Below are 18,735 nucleotides of genomic sequence, written 5' to 3'. Positions count from 1 at the left end.
ACACCCTCCCTGTAGGAGCCGGCTTGCCGGCGAAAGCGTTATTCGCTCACTTCACCTGCCCCAGATTCGCCTCGCTCAAATCCAGGTCCGCCAATACCTCGCGCAGCACATCGTCACCGATCTGGTGATGCCGACTCAGGCGGTACAACTCCAGGCGCTGCGCTCGCAATGCCTTGAGCCGCAGGCGCCGCTCCAGCAGGTCCATCTGGAACGCCAGGGCCTGGGCTTCTGCGGAATCGTTGTAGACCTCCAATTGATGCCGGTACTCAGCCATCAAGCGCCCCTTGAGCTCGGTTGCCAGGGCTGCCTGGGCGGCATCCTGGGTCTCGCCGGTGTCAGCCACCTCTTCGGCCTCCAGGGCATGAATCGCCGCTTCGGCAGTCTTGCGCCAGGCATCGCGGACCTCCCCACGGCGCTTGTCGTCGGGGCTCTTCACAATGCCGCGCAACAGCAGCGGCAAGGCAATGCAAGCAGCCACCAGGGACAGCAGGATCACCCCCGCGGCGATGAAGATCAGCAGGTCGCGCTCCGGGAAGGCTTCGCCGGCACCGAGAAACAGCGGCACCGACATCACACCGGCCAGGGTCACCGCCCCACGCACCCCACCCACTGTCAGCAGCCAGCAGGAGCGCGCCGTGGGCACCAGGGTCAGCTCGCCCTTGCCGCGCCAGCGCCGCAGCAGCCCAGACAGGCGCCAGATGCTCTGCACCCAGATAAACCGCAGCACCAGCAGCACCAGGAAAATCGCCAGCACATCCAGACAGCGGTAAAACAGGGTCGGCCACAGCGACGTCTCGTGGCTAACCACTGCCTTGATGATGTCCGGCAGTTGCAGCCCCAGTAGCAGAAAGATCAGACCGTTAAAGGCGAACTCCAGCAGCGACCAGACGCTGCGATTGAGCAGTCGAGTGCTGGTCTGGCGCGGCAACAGATCAAGCCAGCTCTGCATCATCCCCGCCGCCACTGCCGAAAGAATGCCCGAGGCGCCCAGGCGTTCGGCCAGAACATAAGCGGCGAATGGCAGCAGTAACATGAACACCACGTGAGTCGCCGGATCATCCCAGCCCCGGGCGATCATCCAGGCCCGCAAGCGCCCCACCAACCAGCTCAGGGCCACCCCGACTGCCAGCCCACCGACGGCCACCAGGACAAAAGTCAGGCTGGCGTTGGCCAGGGAAAACACGCCAGTGATGGCCGCCACCAGGGCGAACTTGAAAGTCACCAGACCCGAGGCGTCGTTCATCAGCGCCTCACCCTGGAGCATGTGCATCAGCGGAGTCGGCAAGCGATTCTGGGAAATCGCCGACACTGCCACGGCGTCAGTAGGCGATAGCACGGCCGCCAGGGCAAAGGCCACCGGCAAGGGGATGCTCGGCAACAGCCAGTGAATGAAATAACCGGCACCCACCACGGTGAACAGCACCAGGCCCACTGCCAGGGTCAGGATGGGCCCCCGCAAGCGCCAGAACTCGCGCTTGGGCATGCGCCAACCATCAGAAAACAGCAATGGCGGAAGAAACAGAAAGAGAAACAACTCCGGATCCAGGGCCACATGCAGCCCCAGGGTCGGCCATGCCAACAGGGCTCCAGCGGCAATCTGCACCAGCGGCAACGGCAACGGAATGACCCGGCCGACGAGACGCGAGAGGCTCACCAGCATCAGCATGATGAGCACGGTATAGGCGGTTTGCATAAAGCGGATTTCCCGATCTGAACCTTCAAAGCAGACATGCAACGACGGCGATCATTCACCGCAGAAGTGCCATATTAGCCACTTAAGCTAAGGTTTCGCCGCTGCACAAAGGTCGCAAGGCCCTGACTACGCTGAAATACAATGCGACAAAGCCCCGCAGCAGCCGACGCCGAACCGCTGCGGTCGTGGCATAATCCGTGACCTTCCAACTCCAGCATCTCCAAAGGGGGCAATTCCTTGACCGTTTCAAGTAAAACGTTGCACCTTTTCGGCATCAAAGCCTGTGACACCATGAAAAAGGCGCGCACCTGGCTTGATGAACACGCTGTCAGCTATGACTTCCATGACTACAAAACCTCCGGCATTGACCGTGAGCACCTGAATCAGTGGTGCAACGAGCACGGCTGGCAGGTGGTGTTGAACCGCGCGGGCACGACCTTTCGCAAACTCGATGACGAAAGCAAAGCCGATCTCGACCAGGCGAAAGCCGTTGAACTGATGCTCGCGCAACCTTCGATGATCAAGCGCCCGGTGCTCGATCTCGGAGACAAGACCCTGATTGGCTTCAAGCCAGACCTTTACGCAGCGGCGCTCAAGTAAGCCTGCTCACTCAATTTCGCAAGAGGTAACTGCATGTCCACTACTCTGTTCAGCCTGGCCTTTGGTGTCGGTACCCAGAATCGTCAAGGTGCATGGCTGGAAGTGTTCTACGCCGCACCATTGCTCAAGCCTTCTGCCGAAATCCTGGCAGCCGTGGCTCCAATCCTCGGCTACAGCGAAGGCAACCAGGCCATCGCCTTTACCACCGCCCAGGCCGCGCAAATGGCCGATGCCCTGAAAGGCATCGACGCTACCCAGGTAGCCCTGCTGACCCGCCTGGCCGAGAGCCACAAGCCTCTGGTCGCCACCCTGCTGGCCGAAGACGCGCAACTGACCTCGACTCCAGAGGCCTACCTCAAGCTGCACCTACTGTCCCACCGCCTGGTCAAGCCGCACGGCCTGAGCCTGGCCGGGGTGTTCCCACTGCTGCCGAACGTGGCCTGGACCAGCCAGGGTGCGATCGACCTCGGCGAACTGGCCGAGCGGCAACTGGAAGCGCGCCTGCGCGGCGAGCTGCTGGAAGTGTTCTCGGTGGACAAGTTCCCGAAAATGACCGACTACGTGGTGCCGAGTGGCGTGCGTATCGCTGACAGCGCACGGATCCGCCTGGGCGCCTACATAGGCGAAGGCACCACCGTGATGCACGAAGGCTTCGTCAACTTCAACGCCGGCACCGAAGGCCCGGGCATGATCGAAGGCCGCGTTTCCGCGGGCGTCTTCGTCGGCAAGGGCTCGGACCTGGGTGGCGGCTGCTCGACCATGGGCACCCTGTCGGGCGGCGGCAACATCGTGATCAAGGTCGGCGAAGGCTGCCTGATCGGCGCCAACGCCGGTATCGGCATTCCGTTGGGTGATCGCAACACCGTGGAGTCGGGCCTGTACGTGACCGCCGGCACCAAGGTGGCGCTGCTGGATGAAAACAACCAGTTGGTGAAAGTGCTCAAGGCCCGGGAACTGGCCGGCCAGCCAGACCTGCTGTTCCGTCGCAACTCGGAAACCGGCGCCGTGGAATGCAAGACCCACAAGTCGGCGATCGAGCTGAACGAAGCGCTGCACGCTCACAACTAAGCAGCGATTCGGTTCCACAGGAACCTGCCGGGCGCTTATCATCGGCGCCCGGCCTGTTCAAACGAGTTCTGCCACCATGCTTGTAGCCTCCCCCTGGCGCGCCGATTTCCCGGCCATCGCCGCCCTGCAACGCCAGGACCAGACGTACCTGGACAACGCCGCCACTACGCAAAAACCCCAAGCCCTGCTGGATGCCCTGGCGCACTACTACACCAATGGTGCAGCCAACGTGCACCGTGCCCAGCACTTGCCCGGCGCCCACGCCACCCAGGCGTTCGAGGACAGCCGCAGCAAGGTCGGCCAATGGCTGAATATCGGTGACAGCGGGCAGATCGTCTTTACCCACGGCGCAACTTGCGCACTCAATCTCCTGGCTTATGGCCTGGAACACCAATTCGAAACGGGCGATGAGATCGTCATCAGTGCCCTGGAACACCACGCCAACTTGCTGCCCTGGCAGCAGCTGGCCCAGCGGCGCAGCCTCAAGCTGATCGTCCTGCCCCTGGATGGCGACGGCCTGATCGATATCGACGCGGCAAGCCGCTTGATCGGCACGCGCACCCGCCTGTTGGCGGTCAGCCAACTGTCCAACGTGCTCGGCGCCTGGCAGCCGTTGACCCCGCTACTGGCCATGGCCAAAGCCCAAGGGGCGCTGACGGTGATCGACGGCGCCCAGGGCGTGGTCCATGGCCGGCATGATGTACAAGCGCTGGGGTGCGACTTCTATGTGTTCTCCAGCCACAAACTCTATGGCCCGGATGGGGTCGGAGTGCTATTCGGCCGCCATCAGGCGCTCAAGGGCCTGCGTCACTGGCAGTTCGGTGGCGAAATGGTCCAGGACGCCGACTACCAGCACGCCAGCTTCCGCCCCGCGCCCCTGGGTTTCGAAGCCGGTACGCCACCAATTGCCGGGGTCATCGGCCTCGGTGCGGCCCTGGACTATCTCACCGGCCTGGATCAGCAAGCCGTCGCCGACCATGAAGCCGCGTTGCACGCCTACCTGCTGCACGGCCTGCAGGCGCGCAACGGCATCCGCCTGCTGGGCACCCCGCAACTGGCCCTGGTCAGCTTCGTGGTGGACGGTGTGCACAACGCCGACCTGGCGCATCTGCTGACCGAGCAAGGCATCGCCGTGCGCGCCGGTCATCACTGCGCCATGCCCTTGATGAAAAGCCTGGGGCTGGCCGGGGCGATACGCGTTTCCCTGGCGCTGTACAACGACTCCGAGGACCTGGAGCGCTTTTTCGAAGCCTTGGACCAGGCCCTGGAGTTACTGCGATGAGCCTGCCGGCAGATGCAGTCGCCGCCCTGGAGATTTTCCAGGGGGCTGCCGGCTGGGAACAGCGGGCGCGCCTGCTGATGCAATGGGGCGAGCGCCTGCCGGCCCTGAGCGAAGAGGACAAGGTCGACAGCAATCAGGTACATGGCTGTGAAAGCCTGGTCTGGCTGGTGGCGACTCTGGTTGACGGTCATTGGCAGTTTGCCGCGGCCAGCGATGCGCGGCTGATTCGCGGGCTGGTGGCCCTGCTGCTGGCGCGGGTCAATGGCCTGACGGCCGAGCAGTTGCGGGAAGTGGACCTGGCCGACTGGTTCAACCAACTGGGCCTGTCACGCCAACTCTCGCCTTCGCGCAGCAATGGCCTGAACGCCGTCTTGCAACGCATGAGCGAACTGGCCAGCCCCCCCTCCGTAACCCGGTAGGAGCCGGCTTGCCGGCGAAGAGGGCCACAAGCCGAGCATCGCCCTCTGGGCCCCTTTCGCTGGCAAGCCAGCTCCTACAACGGCCTGCGTCTGTGCGAGCCGGCCTTATGCGCCGGGTTTGCTGCGCTCGGACGGGCGGCGCACGCCGGCAACGATCTTGTCCACGGCCTTGGTTGCCGCCACCATGCCGAAGGTCGCGGTGACCATCATCACCGCACCAAAGCCTCCGGCGCAGTCCAGCTTCACCCCATCCCCGACAAAACTCTTCTGCAGGCAGATGCTGCCGTCCGGTTTCGGATAACGCAGTTGTTCGGTGGAAAACACGCAAGGCACGCTGTAGTGCCGGGTCACGGTACGCGAGAAACCGTAGTCGCGGCGCAGGGTGGAACGCACTTTGGAGGCCAACGGGTCGTTGAAGGTACGGTTCAGGTCGCAGACCTGGATCAGGGTCGGATCGATCTGCCCGCCCGCGCCGCCAGTGGTGATGATCTGGATCTTGCGGCGCTTGCACCAGGCGATCAGTGCCGCCTTGGCATTCACGCTGTCGATGCAGTCGATCACGCAGTCGATGTTCGGGGTGATGTACTCGGCCATGGTGTCACGGGTGACGAAGTCTGCCACTGCATGCACCGTGCAAGCGGGGTTGATGCCCCGCAGGCGCTCGGCCATGACCTCGACCTTGGCTTTGCCCACGGTGCTGTCCAGGGCATGCAGTTGCCGGTTGCTGTTGCTGACGCAGACGTCATCGAGGTCGAACAGCGAAATCTCCCCCACTCCGCAACGGGCAATGGCTTCCGCCGCCCAGGAACCGACTCCGCCGACACCGACGATCGCCACATGGGCCGCCCGCAGCCGCTCCAGGCCTTCAATGCCATATAGACGAGCGACGCCGGCAAACCGTGGATCTTCTGTACTCATGACCATCACCTAAAAAACCGGCGCGTATTATAGGACCAGGCAGCGACAAGTTTTAAGCCGCAAGCTACAAGTTAAGAACTTAAACGCAAATACAGTGCCCAAGGTCTGGCTTTCCTCTGTGCGCTGTACGCTCAGTTGGGGGCCAGTGTAGGATGCCCGCCGTTTGGCGCCTGCCAACCCTTCCCTCGTTCCACACCTTTTGGAACCCGAAATAGCTATGTCATCGCGTAAATTTGGACTCAATCTGGTGATAGTGCTGGCCATTGCCGCGCTATTCACCGGTTTCTGGGCGTTGATCAATCGCCCGGTCTCGGCCCCCGACTGGCCGGAACAGATCTCCGGTTTTTCCTACTCGCCTTTCCAGCAGGGTCAATTCCCGCAGAAGGACCAGTACCCGTCCGACGATGAAATGCGTCGTGACCTGGAGATCATGAGCAAGCTGACCGACAACATCCGTACCTATTCGGTGGATGGCAGCCTGGGCGACATCCCCAAGCTGGCGGAAGAGTTCGGTTTGCGGGTGACCCTGGGGATCTGGATCAGCCCGGACCTGGAGCGCAATGAACGAGAGATCATGCGCGCCATCGAACTGGCCAACAGTTCCCGCAGTGTGGTTCGCGTGGTGGTGGGCAACGAAGCGATCTTCCGCAAGGAAATCACCGCTGACCAGTTGTCGGTGATCCTCGACCGGGTCCGTGCCGCAGTGAAAGTGCCAGTGACCACTTCAGAACAGTGGCACGTCTGGGAAGAGCACCCGGAACTGGCCAAGCACGTCGACCTGATCGCCGCGCACATTCTGCCCTACTGGGAGTTCATCCCAGTGGACAAGGCCGGACAGTTTGTCCTCGACCGCGCCAAAGACCTGAAAAAGATGTTCCCGAAAAAGCCGCTGCTGCTGTCCGAGGTCGGCTGGCCGAGCAACGGTCGTATGCGCGGCGGGGCTGACGCCAGCCCGGCGGACCAGGCGATCTACCTGCGCACCCTGGTCAACAAACTCAACCGCCAGGGCTACAACTATTTCGTCATCGAAGCCTTCGACCAGCCGTGGAAGGCCAGTGACGAAGGTTCGGTGGGCGCGTACTGGGGCGTGTTTAACGCTGCGCGCCAGCAGAAATTCAACTTCGAAGGCCCGGTAGTAGCGATCCCTCAGTGGCGAGTACTGGCCATCGGCTCGGTGGTCCTGGCCCTGTTGTCCCTGACCCTGCTGATGATCGACGGCTCGGCCCTGCGCCAGCGCGGCCGGACCTTCCTCACCTTCACCGCGTTCCTCTGCGGTTCGGTGCTGGTGTGGATCGGCTACGACTACAGCCAGCAATACAGCACCTGGTTCAGCCTGACGGTGGGTTTCCTGCTGGCCCTCGGCGCGCTCGGGGTGTTTATCGTATTGCTGACCGAGGCCCATGAACTGGCTGAAGCGGTGTGGACCCACAAACGCCGGCGTGAATTCCTGCCCGTTGAGGGCGAATCCAATTACCGGCCAAAAGTCTCGATCCACGTGCCCTGCTACAACGAGCCGCCGGAGATGGTCAAACAGACCCTCGACGCCCTGGCCAACCTCGATTACCCGGACTACGAAGTCCTGATCATCGACAACAACACCAAGGACCCGGCGGTCTGGGAACCGGTGCAGGCCTATTGCCAAACCCTGGGCCCGCGCTTCAAGTTCTTCCACGTCGCGCCCCTGGCCGGTTTCAAGGGTGGGGCGCTGAACTACCTGCTGCCGCATACCGCCAAGGATGCCGAAGTGATCGCGGTGATCGACTCCGACTACTGCGTCGACCGCAACTGGCTCAAGCACATGGTGCCGCACTTCGCCGACCCGAAGATCGCCATCGTGCAGTCGCCCCAGGACTACCGCGACCAGAACGAAAGCACCTTCAAGAAGCTCTGCTACGCGGAGTACAAAGGCTTCTTCCACATCGGTATGGTCACCCGCAACGACCGTGACGCGATCATCCAGCACGGCACCATGACCATGACCCGGCGCTCGGTGCTCGAAGAGCTGGGCTGGGCCGACTGGTGCATCTGCGAAGATGCCGAACTGGGCCTGCGGGTGTTCGAGAAAGGCTTGTCGGCCGCCTACTACCACACCAGCTACGGCAAGGGCCTGATGCCCGACACCTTCATCGACTTCAAGAAACAGCGTTTCCGCTGGGCCTACGGCGCGATCCAGATCATCAAGCGCCACACCGCCAGCCTGCTGCGCGGCAAGGACACCGAGCTGACCCGTGGCCAGCGCTACCACTTCCTCGCGGGCTGGCTGCCGTGGGTGGCGGACGGCATGAACATCTTCTTCACCGTCGGCGCCCTGTTGTGGTCGGCGGCGATGATCATCGTGCCGCAACGGGTCGATCCGCCGCTGCTGATTTTCGCGATCCCGCCGTTGGCGCTGTTCGTGTTCAAGGTCGGCAAGATCATCTTCCTCTACCGCCGCGCGGTGGGGGTCAACCTGAAAGATGCGTTCTGCGCGGCACTGGCCGGCCTGGCGTTGTCGCACACCATCGCCAAGGCGGTGCTGTATGGCTTCTTCACCAGCAGCATTCCGTTCTTCCGCACTCCGAAGAACGCCGACAACCACGGTTTCTGGGTGGCGATCTCGGAAGCCCGTGAGGAGCTGTTCATCATGCTGCTGCTGTGGGGCGCGGCGCTGGGCATCTTCCTGGTGCAAGGCCTGCCGAGCAACGACATACGCTTCTGGGTGACGATGTTGCTGGTGCAGTCGCTGCCGTATCTGGCAGCGCTGATCATGGCCTTCCTGTCTTCGCTGCCCAAACCGGCAGTGCAAGCAGAGCCGGCCCCGGCTGCGTAAATCGACGCACACGACTAAACGGCGGCCTCTGGCCGCCGTTTTGCTTTAAGATATCCGCCATTTTGCGCGCCTTGCCCATAACAGGTAGGAGCTGGCTTAGCAGCGATCAAAACCACGCGGTGCCACTGCTCAACCGCCATCGCCGGCAAACCGGCTCCTACACAACGCCTTGCACCGGAGTTCCCCCATGACGGCCCATGCCGAGCTTTCGCCGACCCTGCAACTTGCCTGTGATCTGATCCGCCGCCCTTCGGTGACGCCGGTCGACGCCGACTGCCAGAAGCTGATGATGCAGCGCCTGGGGGATGCCGGCTTCAAGCTCGAACCCATGCGTATCGAGGACGTGGACAACTTCTGGGCCAGCCACGGCAAGCACCCGGGTCCAGTGCTGTGCTTCGCCGGGCACACCGACGTGGTGCCCACAGGTCCGCTCCAGGCTTGGCAAAATGACCCGTTCGAGGCCCTGATCGATGAGCACGGCATGCTCTGCGGCCGTGGCGCGGCAGACATGAAAGGCAGCCTGGCGGCCATGCTGGTCGCTGCCGAACGTTTCGTCAGCGACTACCCGGATCACCAAGGCTCGGTGGCCTTCCTGATCACCAGCGATGAAGAAGGCCCTGCGCACCACGGTACCAAGGCCGTGGTCGAGCGCCTGGCAGCACGCAAGGAACGCCTGGACTGGTGCATCGTCGGTGAACCGTCGAGCACCACCTTGGTCGGCGACGTGGTCAAGAACGGCCGTCGCGGCTCCCTCGGCGCCAAGCTCACCGTGCGCGGTGTACAAGGCCACGTGGCCTACCCGCACCTGGCCAAGAACCCGATCCACCTGGTGGCTCCAGCCCTGGCGGAACTGGCAGCCGAGCATTGGGACGACGGCAATGCCTTCTTCCCGCCCACCAGCTTCCAGATCTCCAACCTCAACTCCGGCACCGGCGCCACCAACGTGATTCCCGGTGAACTGGTGGCGGTGTTCAATTTCCGCTTCTCTACCGAATCCACCGTCGAAGGCCTGCAACAGCGGGTCGCGGCGATCCTCGACAAGCACGGCCTGGACTGGCACGTGGAGTGGGCCTTGTCCGGCCTGCCGTTCCTCACCGAACCCGGAGCCCTGCTGGACGCGGTATCGGCCAGTATCAAGCTGATCACCGGGCGTGAAACCACGGCATCCACCAGCGGCGGCACTTCCGACGGACGCTTTATCGCCACCCTGGGCACCCAGGTGGTGGAGTTGGGGCCGGTCAATGCCACCATTCACCAAGTCAATGAACGGATTCTGGCCAGCGACCTCGATGTGCTGACCGAAATCTACTATCAGACCCTGATCAAGTTGCTCGCCTGATGCTCGCCTGCCCTCTTTGCAGCGCTCCGCTGAACGCCGTGGATAACGGCGTTGTCTGCCCGGCCGGGCATCGTTTCGACCGTGCGCGCCAGGGTTACCTGAACCTGTTGCCGGTGCAGCACAAGAACAGCCGCGACCCGGGTGACAACCAGGCCATGGTCGAGGCCCGTCGTGACTTCCTCAACGCCGGGCATTACGCCCCGGTGGCCAAGCGTCTGGCAGAGCTGGCGGCGCAACGCGCACCCCAGCGCTGGATGGACATCGGTTGTGGCGAGGGTTACTACACCGCGCAGCTCTCCGAGGCCTTGCCCGACGCCGATGGCTACGCCCTGGATATTTCCCGGGAAGCGGTAAAACGCGCCTGCCGCCGCGCCCCGCAACTGACCTGGATGGTCGCCAGCATGGCGCGGATCCCCCTGGCCGACGCCAGCTGCCAGTTCCTCGCCAGCGTCTTCAGCCCCCTCGACTGGCTGGAAGCCAAGCGCCTCTTGAGCCCCGGTGGCGGTCTGATGAAGGTTGGCCCCACCAACGGCCACTTGATGGAGCTGCGTGAACGTCTTTACGACGAAGTGCGTGAGTACAGCGACGACAAGCACCTGGCCCTGGTGCCGGAAGGCATGTTCCTGGCCCACAGCGAAACCCTGGACTTCAAGCTGCGCCTGGAGCGGCCGGAAGATCGTGCCAACCTGCTGGCCATGACGCCCCATGGCTGGCGCGCCAGTGCCGAACGCCGGACTGCAGTGATCGAACAGACCGAGCCTTTCGAAGTCAGCGTATCGATGCTCTACGATTACTTCGTGCTGCAATAACCCCACTTAACCCAAGACCTCGGGCATGGGCTCGAGGTCGATTAAATCCGCGAATGGATTTTTCAGACCGGCAATGAGGACATCCATGCGCCAGCCCGATATCGAGATTTACCTGAAAGACGCCGACGTCGACTACAAGGCCATCGCCACTTGGCTGGGCGCCGTGCTCGGCCCATGCAGCGACTGGGTGCAGAAAGGCCAGACCTACAAGTGCAAGGCCGGCAACGTACCAGTGACCTGGCTGCCCAAGGCCGTGGGCAAATGGAACAGCCTGTACCTGGAGAGCGACCAGACTCCTTGGGACGACGACATCGCCTGTGCCCGCGCCGCCTTTGCCGCGCTGAATGTCGAAGTACGCTGCGCACCGGGCAGTTGGGTCGAGGAAGAAGGTGAGGAAACCGCCGATCGCTGGATGCGTATCAGCACCGATGGTGAGGAAGAGATTACCTGGCGCACCGCCTGAACACTGCGTACCTGTAGGAGCCGGCTTGCCGGCGAAGAGGCCCTTGAGCCTAGCATCGCCAGCGTCGCCCTTTCGCTGGCAGCCAGCTCCTACAGAGTCGGTTACAGGCCGACGACGTCTTCGGCTTGCAGACCTTTCTGGCCATCGACCACAGCGTATTCCACCTGCTGGCCTTCGGTCAGGGAGCGGTGGCCCTCGCCACGGATCGCTCGATAGTGGACAAACACGTCCGCCCCACCTTCACGCTGAATAAAGCCGTAGCCCTTGGCGTCGTTGAACCACTTCACGTTGCCGGTCTCACGAGTAGTCATGAATCCATACCTCATTTTTTTATTATTGGATTGGTGCACTGCAACCAAACCTTGAGAACTCTCCCACGGCGTGCCTCTCTATGAGTGAAGGCGATACGACTGCTGGAGAGCCGACCGAGTATATGACAGGCGCAAAAACTCTCAACTCAATCTTGTTTCGGCGCTTTTTTGCCGATTTTCGACGAATCCGGCACACTACCGCTCCCGAGCAGTTGCTCGGTTTTCTACTCACTCACGCAGAAGCCGTATGACCCGCTCCCCGATCCGCCGTCTTGTGTTTGGCACCTTGCGCCGCCTGCTGTACCTGTGGGTGCGCTCGGAAACCATCAACCAGTCGTCCTTCACCCTCGACCTCGATCGCAGCCGGCCGGTGTTCTACGTCCTGCAAAACCCTTCCCTGACCGACCTCGCGGTGGTGGATACCGAATGCTCCAAGGCCGGCCTGCCGCGCCCGGTACTGCCGGTGTCGGTGGGTAACCTGCTGGAGCCTGCGGCGTTCTTCTACCTGACCCCGGAGCCCGACTGGCTTGGCCGCCAGGACAAGCGCGGCGCGCCGCCGACCCTGACTCGGCTAGTCAGCGCCCTGAGCCAGAACGCCGCCGAAGACGCGCAGATCATTCCGGTCAGCGTGTTCTGGGGCCAGTCCCCGCAAAGCGAATCGAGTCCCTGGAAACTGTTGTTTGCCGATAGCTGGGCGGTCACCGGACGCCTGCGCCGCCTGCTCAGTATCATGATCCTGGGGCGCAAGACCCGGGTGCAGTTCTCGGCACCGATCAACCTGCGGGAGCTGATCGAACACAACAAGGGCCACGAGCGCACCGTGCGCATGGCCCAGCGCATCCTGCGGGTGCACTTTCGCAACCTCAAGGCCGCGGTCATCGGCCCGGACATTTCCCACCGGCGCAACCTGGTCAAGGGCCTGCTCAACCAACCCCTGGTGAAACAGGCGATCCTCGAGGAGTCCGAGCGCGAGAAGATCTCCCCGGAAAAAGCCAAGGCCCAGGCCCTGCGCTACGGCAACGAGATCGCCTCGGACTACACCTACACCGCGATCCGTTTCCTGGAAGTGGTGCTGAGCTGGTTCTGGAACAAGATCTACGATGGGATCAAGGTCAACCACCTGGAAGGCGTACAGAAGATCGCCCCGGGCCATGAAGTGATCTACGTGCCCTGCCACCGCAGCCACATCGACTACCTGCTGCTGTCCTACCTGTTGTTTCGCAACGGCCTGACTCCGCCGCACATCGCCGCCGGGATCAACCTCAACATGCCGGTGATCGGCGGCCTGCTGCGCCGCGGCGGGGCGTTTTTCATGCGCCGTACCTTCAAGGGCAACCCGCTCTACACCTCGGTGTTCAACGAGTACCTGCATACCCTGTTCACCAAGGGGTTCCCGGTGGAGTACTTCGTCGAAGGCGGACGCTCGCGTACCGGGCGCATGCTGCAGCCCAAGACCGGGATGCTGGCCATCACCCTGCGCAGCTTCCTGCGCAATTCGCGCATGCCCATCGTCTTCGTGCCGGTGTACATCGGTTACGAGCGGGTGCTGGAAGGCCGTACCTACCTGGGCGAGCTGCGTGGCGCGAGCAAGAAGAAAGAATCGATCTTCGACATCTTCAAGGTCATCGGCGCCCTCAAGCAGCGCTTCGGCCAGGTGGCGGTGAACTTCGGCGAGCCGATCAAGCTGGCGCAATTCCTCGACCAGGAACAACCGGACTGGCGCGCCCAGGACCTGGGCCCGCAGTACCGTCCATCCTGGCTCAACGAAACCACCAACCGCCTGGGCAAGCGGGTGGCCCAGCACCTCAATGAGGCCGCAGCGATCAACCCGGTGAATCTGGTGGCCCTGGCCCTGCTCTCCACCAGCCGCCTGGCCCTGGACGATCGCGCCATGGCCCGGGTCCTCGACCTGTACCTGGCGCTGCTGCGCCGCGTGCCCTACTCGCCTCACACCACCTTGCCGGAAGGCGATGGCCAGGGGCTGATCCAGCATGTGAAGGATATGGATCTACTGTCCGAGCAAAGCGACGCGCTGGGCAAGATCCTCTACCTGGACGAGCAGAACGCTGTTCTGATGACCTACTACCGCAACAACGTGCTGCACATCTTCGCCCTGCCGGCGCTGCTGGCGAGCTTCTTCCAGAGCTCGTCGCGCATGAGCCGCGAACAGATCCTGCGCTACACCCGCGCGCTGTATCCCTACCTGCAGGCGGAGCTGTTCATCCGTTGGTCCCAGGAAGAGCTGGACGCGGTGGTGGATCAGTGGCTGGAGGCTTTCGTCGAGCAAGGCCTGCTGCGCTTCGAAAAAGAGCTGTACCTGCGTCCGGCGCCGAGCTCGCGGCATTTTGTCCTGCTGACCCTGCTGTCCAAGAGCATCGCCCAGACCCTGCAACGCTTCTACATGGCCATTTCCCTGCTGCTCAATAGCGGCCAGAACAGTATCAGTGCCGAAGAGCTGGAGGACCTGTGCACCGTCATGGCCCAGCGCCTGTCGATCCTGCATGGCCTGAACGCCCCGGAGTTCTTCGACAAGAGCCTGTTCCGGCACTTCATCCAGACCCTGCTGGACCAGGGCGTACTGCGCCGCGATGAAGCCGGCAAGTTGAGCTACCACCAAGCACTGGGGGAGCTGGCCGAAGGCGCGGCCAAACGCGTGCTGCCGGCGGAGATTCGCCTGTCGATCCGCCAGGTTGCCCTGCACCGCAGCGAAGATGCCGCCGAGCAGCTCGCGGCACCGACGCAAACCAACTAGATTCTTATCGGCGCCGGACACCCCCCGGCGCCCTCGATACGGAGATCCATTGATGAAGAAACTCACCCTGCTAGCCGCCACCGCGCTGCTGGGGGCCTGCCAATCCATGCAGCCTGCAGCCAAGGCTAGCCTCGACGGCGAAGTCTTCTACCTGCAACGCATCGCCTTGCCTCCTGCCGCCACCTTGAGCGTGAGCCTGCAGGACGTGTCCCTGGCTGATGCACCGGCGGTGGTCCTGGCCGAACAGAGCGGGCCGGTCAAAGGCCAGGTGCCGCTGCCCTTCCACCTCAGCTACGACCCGGCCCAGGTCAAACCCGGCCACCGCTATTCGGTCAGTGCACGGATTGAAGTGAATGGCCAGTTGATGTTCATCACCACCGAGCACAATGGGGTCAATCTCGACGGCAGCGATCCGCAGCCGTTGAAACTCCGTGTTGACTCTGCCCGTTAAATTTCATTGCCCAAGGAAGCCGCCATGCTCCGTACTTCGCTCCGTTTCACCAGCCTGTGCGCTGGCCTGATGATCTCCGCCAGTGCCCTGGCCTTGTCCTTGAGCGATCTGTCCCAGGGGGACGCCAGCGGCGGCCTCAAGGATGCCCTGACCCAGGGCGCGCAGATCGCCGTCAAACAACTGGGGACTCCCGGTGGTTTCAGCAACAACCCCGATGTGCGCATCGAGCTGCCGGGCAACCTCGGCAAAGTCGCGAAGAAGATGAAGCAGTTCGGCATGGGCGATCAGGTCGATCAACTGGAAGCCAGCATGAACAAGGCCGCCGAGGCTGCGGTACCGCAAGCTCAGGCGCTGCTGGTGGATGCGGTGAAGAAAATGACCGTGGCTGACGCCAAGGGCATTCTCGCCGGCGGCAAGGATTCCGCCACCCAGTACCTGGACAAGAGCAGCCGCGAGCAGATCCGCGCCAAATTCCTGCCTATCGTCAAGCAGGCCACTGACCAGGTGGGCCTGGCCAAGCAGTACAACTCCTTCGCCGGCCAGGCCGCGACCCTGGGTGTACTGGATGCCAAGAGCGCCAATATCGAGAGTTACGTGACCGAGCAGGCGCTCAATGGCCTGTTCGAGATGATCGGCAAGCAGGAAGAAACCATTCGCCAGAACCCGGCAGCTGCGGCCACCAGCCTGGCCAAGAAAGTCTTCGGTACTCTGTAAGACCCGCGCTGTTGCGGGAGCCGCCCAGGCGGCTCCCGCCCCTTCTCAGTCCCTCTTGACCTTGAACCATGCCGCATACAACGCCGGCAAGAACAGCAAGGTCAAAGCCGTAGCGACAATCAGCCCGCCCATGATGGCCACCGCCATCGGTCCGAAGAACACACTGCGCGACAGCGGAATCATCGCCAGCACCGCCGCCAGGGCTGTCAGCACGATGGGCCGGAAACGCCGTACCGTGGCTTCAATGATTGCATCCCAGGGTTTCAAACCCGCCTTGATGTCCTGTTCGATCTGATCCACCAGGATCACCGAGTTGCGCATGATCATCCCGGACAGGGCAATAGTCCCGAGCATCGCCACGAACCCGAACGGTTGGCGGAACACCAGGAGGAACAAGGTGACGCCAATCAACCCCAGGGGGGCCGTGAGGAACACCATGGCCGTACGCGAGAAGCTGCGCAGCTGGATCATCAGCAAGGTCAGCACCACCACGATGAACAGCGGCACGCCGGCCTTCACCGAGTTCTGGCCGCGGGTCGAGTCCTCGACGGTGCCGCCTACGTCCAGCAGGTAGCCGTCCGGCAGTTCGGCACGAATGGTTTCCAGGGTCGGCAGGATCTGCTGCACCAGGGTCGCGGGTTGTTCCTTACCGTAGATGTCGGCACGCACTGTGACGTTGGGCAAGCGGTTGCGGTGCCAGATCACGCCTTCTTCGAAGCCGTATTCCAGGGTCGCGACCTGGGACAGCGACACGCTTTGACCGTTTTCGGTCGGCACCGCCAGACTCGGCAGCAACGACAGTTCGGTACGCTCTTCACGGGTGCCACGAAGCAGGATCTCGATCAGTTCATTGTCTTCACGGTACTGGCTGACGGTGGAACCGATCAGCGAACTCTGCAGGAACTTCGACAGATTGGCGGTACTGACACCCAGCGCACGGGCCCGGTCCTGATCGATGTTCAGGTAGACCACCTTGCTCGGTTCCTCCCAGTCCAGGTGCACGTTGACCACATGAGGGTTCTCCCGCACCTTGGCCGCCACCTTGCGCGCCAGGGCGCGGACTTCCTCGATGTGCTCGCCGGTGACCCGGAACTGCACCGGGTAACCCACTGGCGGGCCGTTCTCCAGCCGTGTGACCCGCGAACGCAAGGCCGGGAACTGTTCGTTGAGGGTCTCGATCAACCAGCTGCGCAGGCTCTCGCGCTCCTCGATGCTCTTGGCCAGCACCACGAACTGGGCAAAGCTGTTGGCCGGCAATTGCTGGTCCAGCGGCAGGTAGAAACGCGGCGAGCCAATGCCCACATAGGCCACGTAACTATCGATGCCCGGGTGATCCTTGAGCATCGCCTCCAGGCGCTTGACCTCATCGGCGGTGTTGCTCAGGGAAGCACCTTCCGCCAGTTTCAGGTCGACCATCAGTTCCAGTCGTCCGGAGGCCGGGAAGAATTGCTGCGGCACAAAACGGAACAGCATTACCGAGCCGACAAACAGCAGGATGGTCAACACGATAACGGTCTTGCGCCGCTCCACGCACCAGCCCACCACCCGGCGCACGCGCTGATAGAACGGCGTGCCGTGGGGGTTGGACTCGGCGCCGTGCTTGGCGGCGTGAATCTTCGCCAGGTCAGGCAGCAGTTTCTCCCCCAGGTAAGGTACGAACACCACGGCGGCGATCCACGAGGCCACCAGGGCAATGGTCACCACCTGGAAGATCGAGCGGGTGTATTCGCCGGTACCGGACTGCGCGGTGGCGATCGGCAGGAAACCCGCCGCGGTGATCAGAGTGCCGGTGAGCATGGGGAAGGCGGTGCTGGTCCAGGCAAAGCTCGCCGCCTTGATCCGGTCGAAGCCCTGTTCCATCTTGATCGCCATCATCTCCACCGCAATGATCGCGTCATCCACCAACAGCCCGAGGGCCAGCACCAAGGCACCAAGGGAGATCTTGTGCAGGCCGATCCCCAGGTAATACATGGTGGCAAAGGTCATCGCCAGCACCAGCGGAATCGCCAGCGCCACCACCATGCCGGTGCGCACGCCCAGGGAGAAGAAACTCACCAGCAACACAATGATCAAGGCCTCGGCCAGCACCCGGACGAACTCGCCGACTCCAGTCTTCACCGCCGCCGGCTGGTCGGACACCTTGCGCAGCTCCATCCCTGTCGGCAGGCTTTGCTGCAGACGAGCGAACTCGCCCTCTAGAGCCTTGCCCAGCACCAGGATGTCGCCGCCCTCCTTCATCGCTACCGCCAGGCCGATGGCGTCCTCGCCCATGAAGCGCATGCGCGGCGCTGGTGGATCGTTGAAGCCACGTCGTACATCCGCTACATCACCGATGCGGAAGGTGCGTCCGGCAACCCGGATCGGGAAGTTGCGAATCTGCTCCACGCTCTGGAAGTTACCGGACACACGCAGTTGCACCCGCTCGCTGGGCGTCTCGAAGAACCCCGCGGTGGACACCGCATTCTGTTCTTCCAGAGCCTGCTGTACCGCCGCCAGGGGCAGCCCCAGGGTAGCCAGCTTGACGTTGGACAGCTCGATCCAGATCTTTTCATCCTGCAGGCCCAACAGGTCGACCTTGCCTACGTCCTTGACCCGTTGCAGCTGGATCTGGATCCGGTCGGCGTAATCCTTGAGCACCGCGTAGTCGAAACCCTTCCCCGTCAGCGCATAGATATTGCCGAAGGTGGTGCCGAACTCATCGTTGAAGAAGGGCCCCTGGATGCCCGGCGGCAAGGTCTGGCGAATGTCGCTGATCTTCTTGCGAACCTGATACCAGAGCTCGGGGACTTCATTGGAATGCATCGAGTCCCGGGCAATGAAGGTGACCTGGGACTCCCCGGGGCGGGAGAAGGAAACAATGCGATCGTACTCGCCGGTTTCCATGAGTTTCTTTTCAATGCGCTCAGTGACCTGGCGCGAGACTTCCTCGGCCGTGGCCCCTGGCCAGTTAGTACGGATAACCATGGCCTTGAAGGTGAAAGGCGGGTCCTCGCTTTGTCCCAGCTTTGTGTAGGACAACGCCCCGACAATGGCCAGCAACAGCATCATGAACAGGACGATCTGGCGATTGCGCAACGCCCAGGCGGAAAGGTTGAAACCCATCGGGG

At 62.6% G+C, this 18,735-nt stretch carries 15 protein-coding genes; 11 read left to right on the top strand and 4 right to left on the bottom strand.

Annotated features, from left to right (window positions below; translation table 11 throughout):
- Positions 1–46 precede the first annotated feature (46 nt).
- On the bottom strand, positions 47–1,693 hold the full coding sequence (locus tag GV818_RS16620; protein WP_161757966.1) for a Na+/H+ antiporter: 1,647 nt from the start codon (positions 1,691–1,693) through the stop codon (positions 47–49).
- Between the two features lie 237 nt (positions 1,694–1,930).
- On the opposite strand from GV818_RS16620, the gene GV818_RS16615 reads away from it, so the two are divergent.
- The 4 genes from GV818_RS16615 (at position 1,931) to GV818_RS16600 (ending at position 5,062) form a co-directional block, all read left to right on the top strand.
- Positions 1,931–2,293: an ArsC family reductase gene (locus GV818_RS16615; RefSeq protein WP_161757967.1), complete on the top strand. Its 363-nt coding sequence runs from the start codon at positions 1,931–1,933 to the stop codon at positions 2,291–2,293.
- Between the two features lie 33 nt (positions 2,294–2,326).
- Positions 2,327–3,361 carry a 2,3,4,5-tetrahydropyridine-2,6-dicarboxylate N-succinyltransferase gene (gene dapD / locus GV818_RS16610; protein ID WP_161757968.1) on the top strand — a complete coding sequence of 345 codons (1,035 nt, stop codon included), beginning with the start codon at positions 2,327–2,329 and terminating at the stop codon, positions 3,359–3,361.
- Between the two features lie 76 nt (positions 3,362–3,437).
- Positions 3,438–4,643 (top strand): aminotransferase class V-fold PLP-dependent enzyme, encoded by a 1,206-nt coding sequence (locus GV818_RS16605; RefSeq protein WP_161777015.1) that lies wholly within the window; start codon positions 3,438–3,440, stop codon positions 4,641–4,643.
- On the top strand, positions 4,640–5,062 hold the full coding sequence (locus GV818_RS16600) for a SufE family protein (RefSeq protein ID WP_161777014.1): 423 nt from the start codon (positions 4,640–4,642) through the stop codon (positions 5,060–5,062). The genes GV818_RS16605 and GV818_RS16600 overlap by 4 nt, the downstream gene beginning before the upstream one ends.
- A 105-nt stretch (positions 5,063–5,167) precedes the next feature.
- Here GV818_RS16600 and tcdA read toward each other — a convergent pair whose 3' ends face one another.
- Positions 5,168–5,980 (bottom strand): tRNA cyclic N6-threonylcarbamoyladenosine(37) synthase TcdA, encoded by an 813-nt coding sequence (tcdA, locus tag GV818_RS16595; RefSeq protein WP_178124946.1) that lies wholly within the window; start codon positions 5,978–5,980, stop codon positions 5,168–5,170.
- 217 nt (positions 5,981–6,197) lie between these two features.
- Between tcdA and GV818_RS16590 the strand changes: the two genes are divergently transcribed.
- From GV818_RS16590 to GV818_RS16575, 4 genes are all read left to right on the top strand, one after another.
- The gene (locus tag GV818_RS16590) at positions 6,198–8,789 is read left to right on the top strand and encodes a glycosyltransferase (RefSeq protein WP_161757972.1); all 2,592 of its coding nucleotides are present in this window, start codon (positions 6,198–6,200) and stop codon (positions 8,787–8,789) included.
- Between the two features lie 187 nt (positions 8,790–8,976).
- The gene (dapE, locus tag GV818_RS16585) at positions 8,977–10,128 is read left to right on the top strand and encodes a succinyl-diaminopimelate desuccinylase (RefSeq protein WP_161757973.1); all 1,152 of its coding nucleotides are present in this window, start codon (positions 8,977–8,979) and stop codon (positions 10,126–10,128) included.
- Positions 10,128–10,937 (top strand): putative RNA methyltransferase, encoded by an 810-nt coding sequence (locus GV818_RS16580; protein ID WP_161777013.1) that lies wholly within the window; start codon positions 10,128–10,130, stop codon positions 10,935–10,937. Before dapE ends, GV818_RS16580 begins: the two co-directional genes overlap by 1 nt.
- 85 nt (positions 10,938–11,022) lie before the next feature.
- A complete protein-coding gene (locus tag GV818_RS16575; RefSeq protein ID WP_161757975.1) occupies positions 11,023–11,400 on the top strand; it encodes a hypothetical protein in 378 nt (125 codons plus the stop codon).
- Positions 11,401–11,501: 101 nt separating this feature from the next.
- Here the strand turns inward: GV818_RS16575 and GV818_RS16570 are convergent, their stop codons facing one another.
- Positions 11,502–11,711 (bottom strand): cold-shock protein, encoded by a 210-nt coding sequence (locus tag GV818_RS16570; protein ID WP_161757976.1) that lies wholly within the window; start codon positions 11,709–11,711, stop codon positions 11,502–11,504.
- Between the two features lie 247 nt (positions 11,712–11,958).
- On the opposite strand from GV818_RS16570, the gene plsB reads away from it, so the two are divergent.
- From plsB to GV818_RS16555, 3 genes are read left to right on the top strand one after another with little or no spacing between them, the layout of a single operon-like run.
- Positions 11,959–14,463, top strand: coding sequence for a glycerol-3-phosphate 1-O-acyltransferase PlsB (gene plsB / locus GV818_RS16565; protein WP_161777012.1), 2,505 nt, complete (start codon positions 11,959–11,961; stop codon positions 14,461–14,463).
- 52 nt (positions 14,464–14,515) lie between these two features.
- Positions 14,516–14,914, top strand: a complete 399-nt coding sequence (locus GV818_RS16560; RefSeq protein ID WP_161777011.1) for a YbaY family lipoprotein — start codon at positions 14,516–14,518, stop codon at positions 14,912–14,914.
- A 24-nt stretch (positions 14,915–14,938) separates the two neighbouring features.
- A complete protein-coding gene (locus GV818_RS16555) occupies positions 14,939–15,628 on the top strand; it encodes a DUF4197 domain-containing protein (protein WP_161777010.1) in 690 nt (229 codons plus the stop codon).
- A 45-nt stretch (positions 15,629–15,673) separates the two neighbouring features.
- On the opposite strand, the gene GV818_RS16550 is transcribed toward GV818_RS16555, so the two are convergent.
- The gene (locus tag GV818_RS16550) at positions 15,674–18,730 is read right to left on the bottom strand and encodes an efflux RND transporter permease subunit (protein ID WP_161757980.1); all 3,057 of its coding nucleotides are present in this window, start codon (positions 18,728–18,730) and stop codon (positions 15,674–15,676) included.
- Positions 18,731–18,735 lie beyond the last annotated feature (5 nt).

Origin of the sequence: Pseudomonas sp. Fl4BN1, assembly GCF_009908285.1 — a bacterium.
GTDB lineage: Bacteria > Pseudomonadota > Gammaproteobacteria > Pseudomonadales > Pseudomonadaceae > Aquipseudomonas.
The sequence above is the reverse complement of the archived record's forward strand: the minus strand, read 5'-3'. Positions and strand labels throughout refer to the sequence as shown.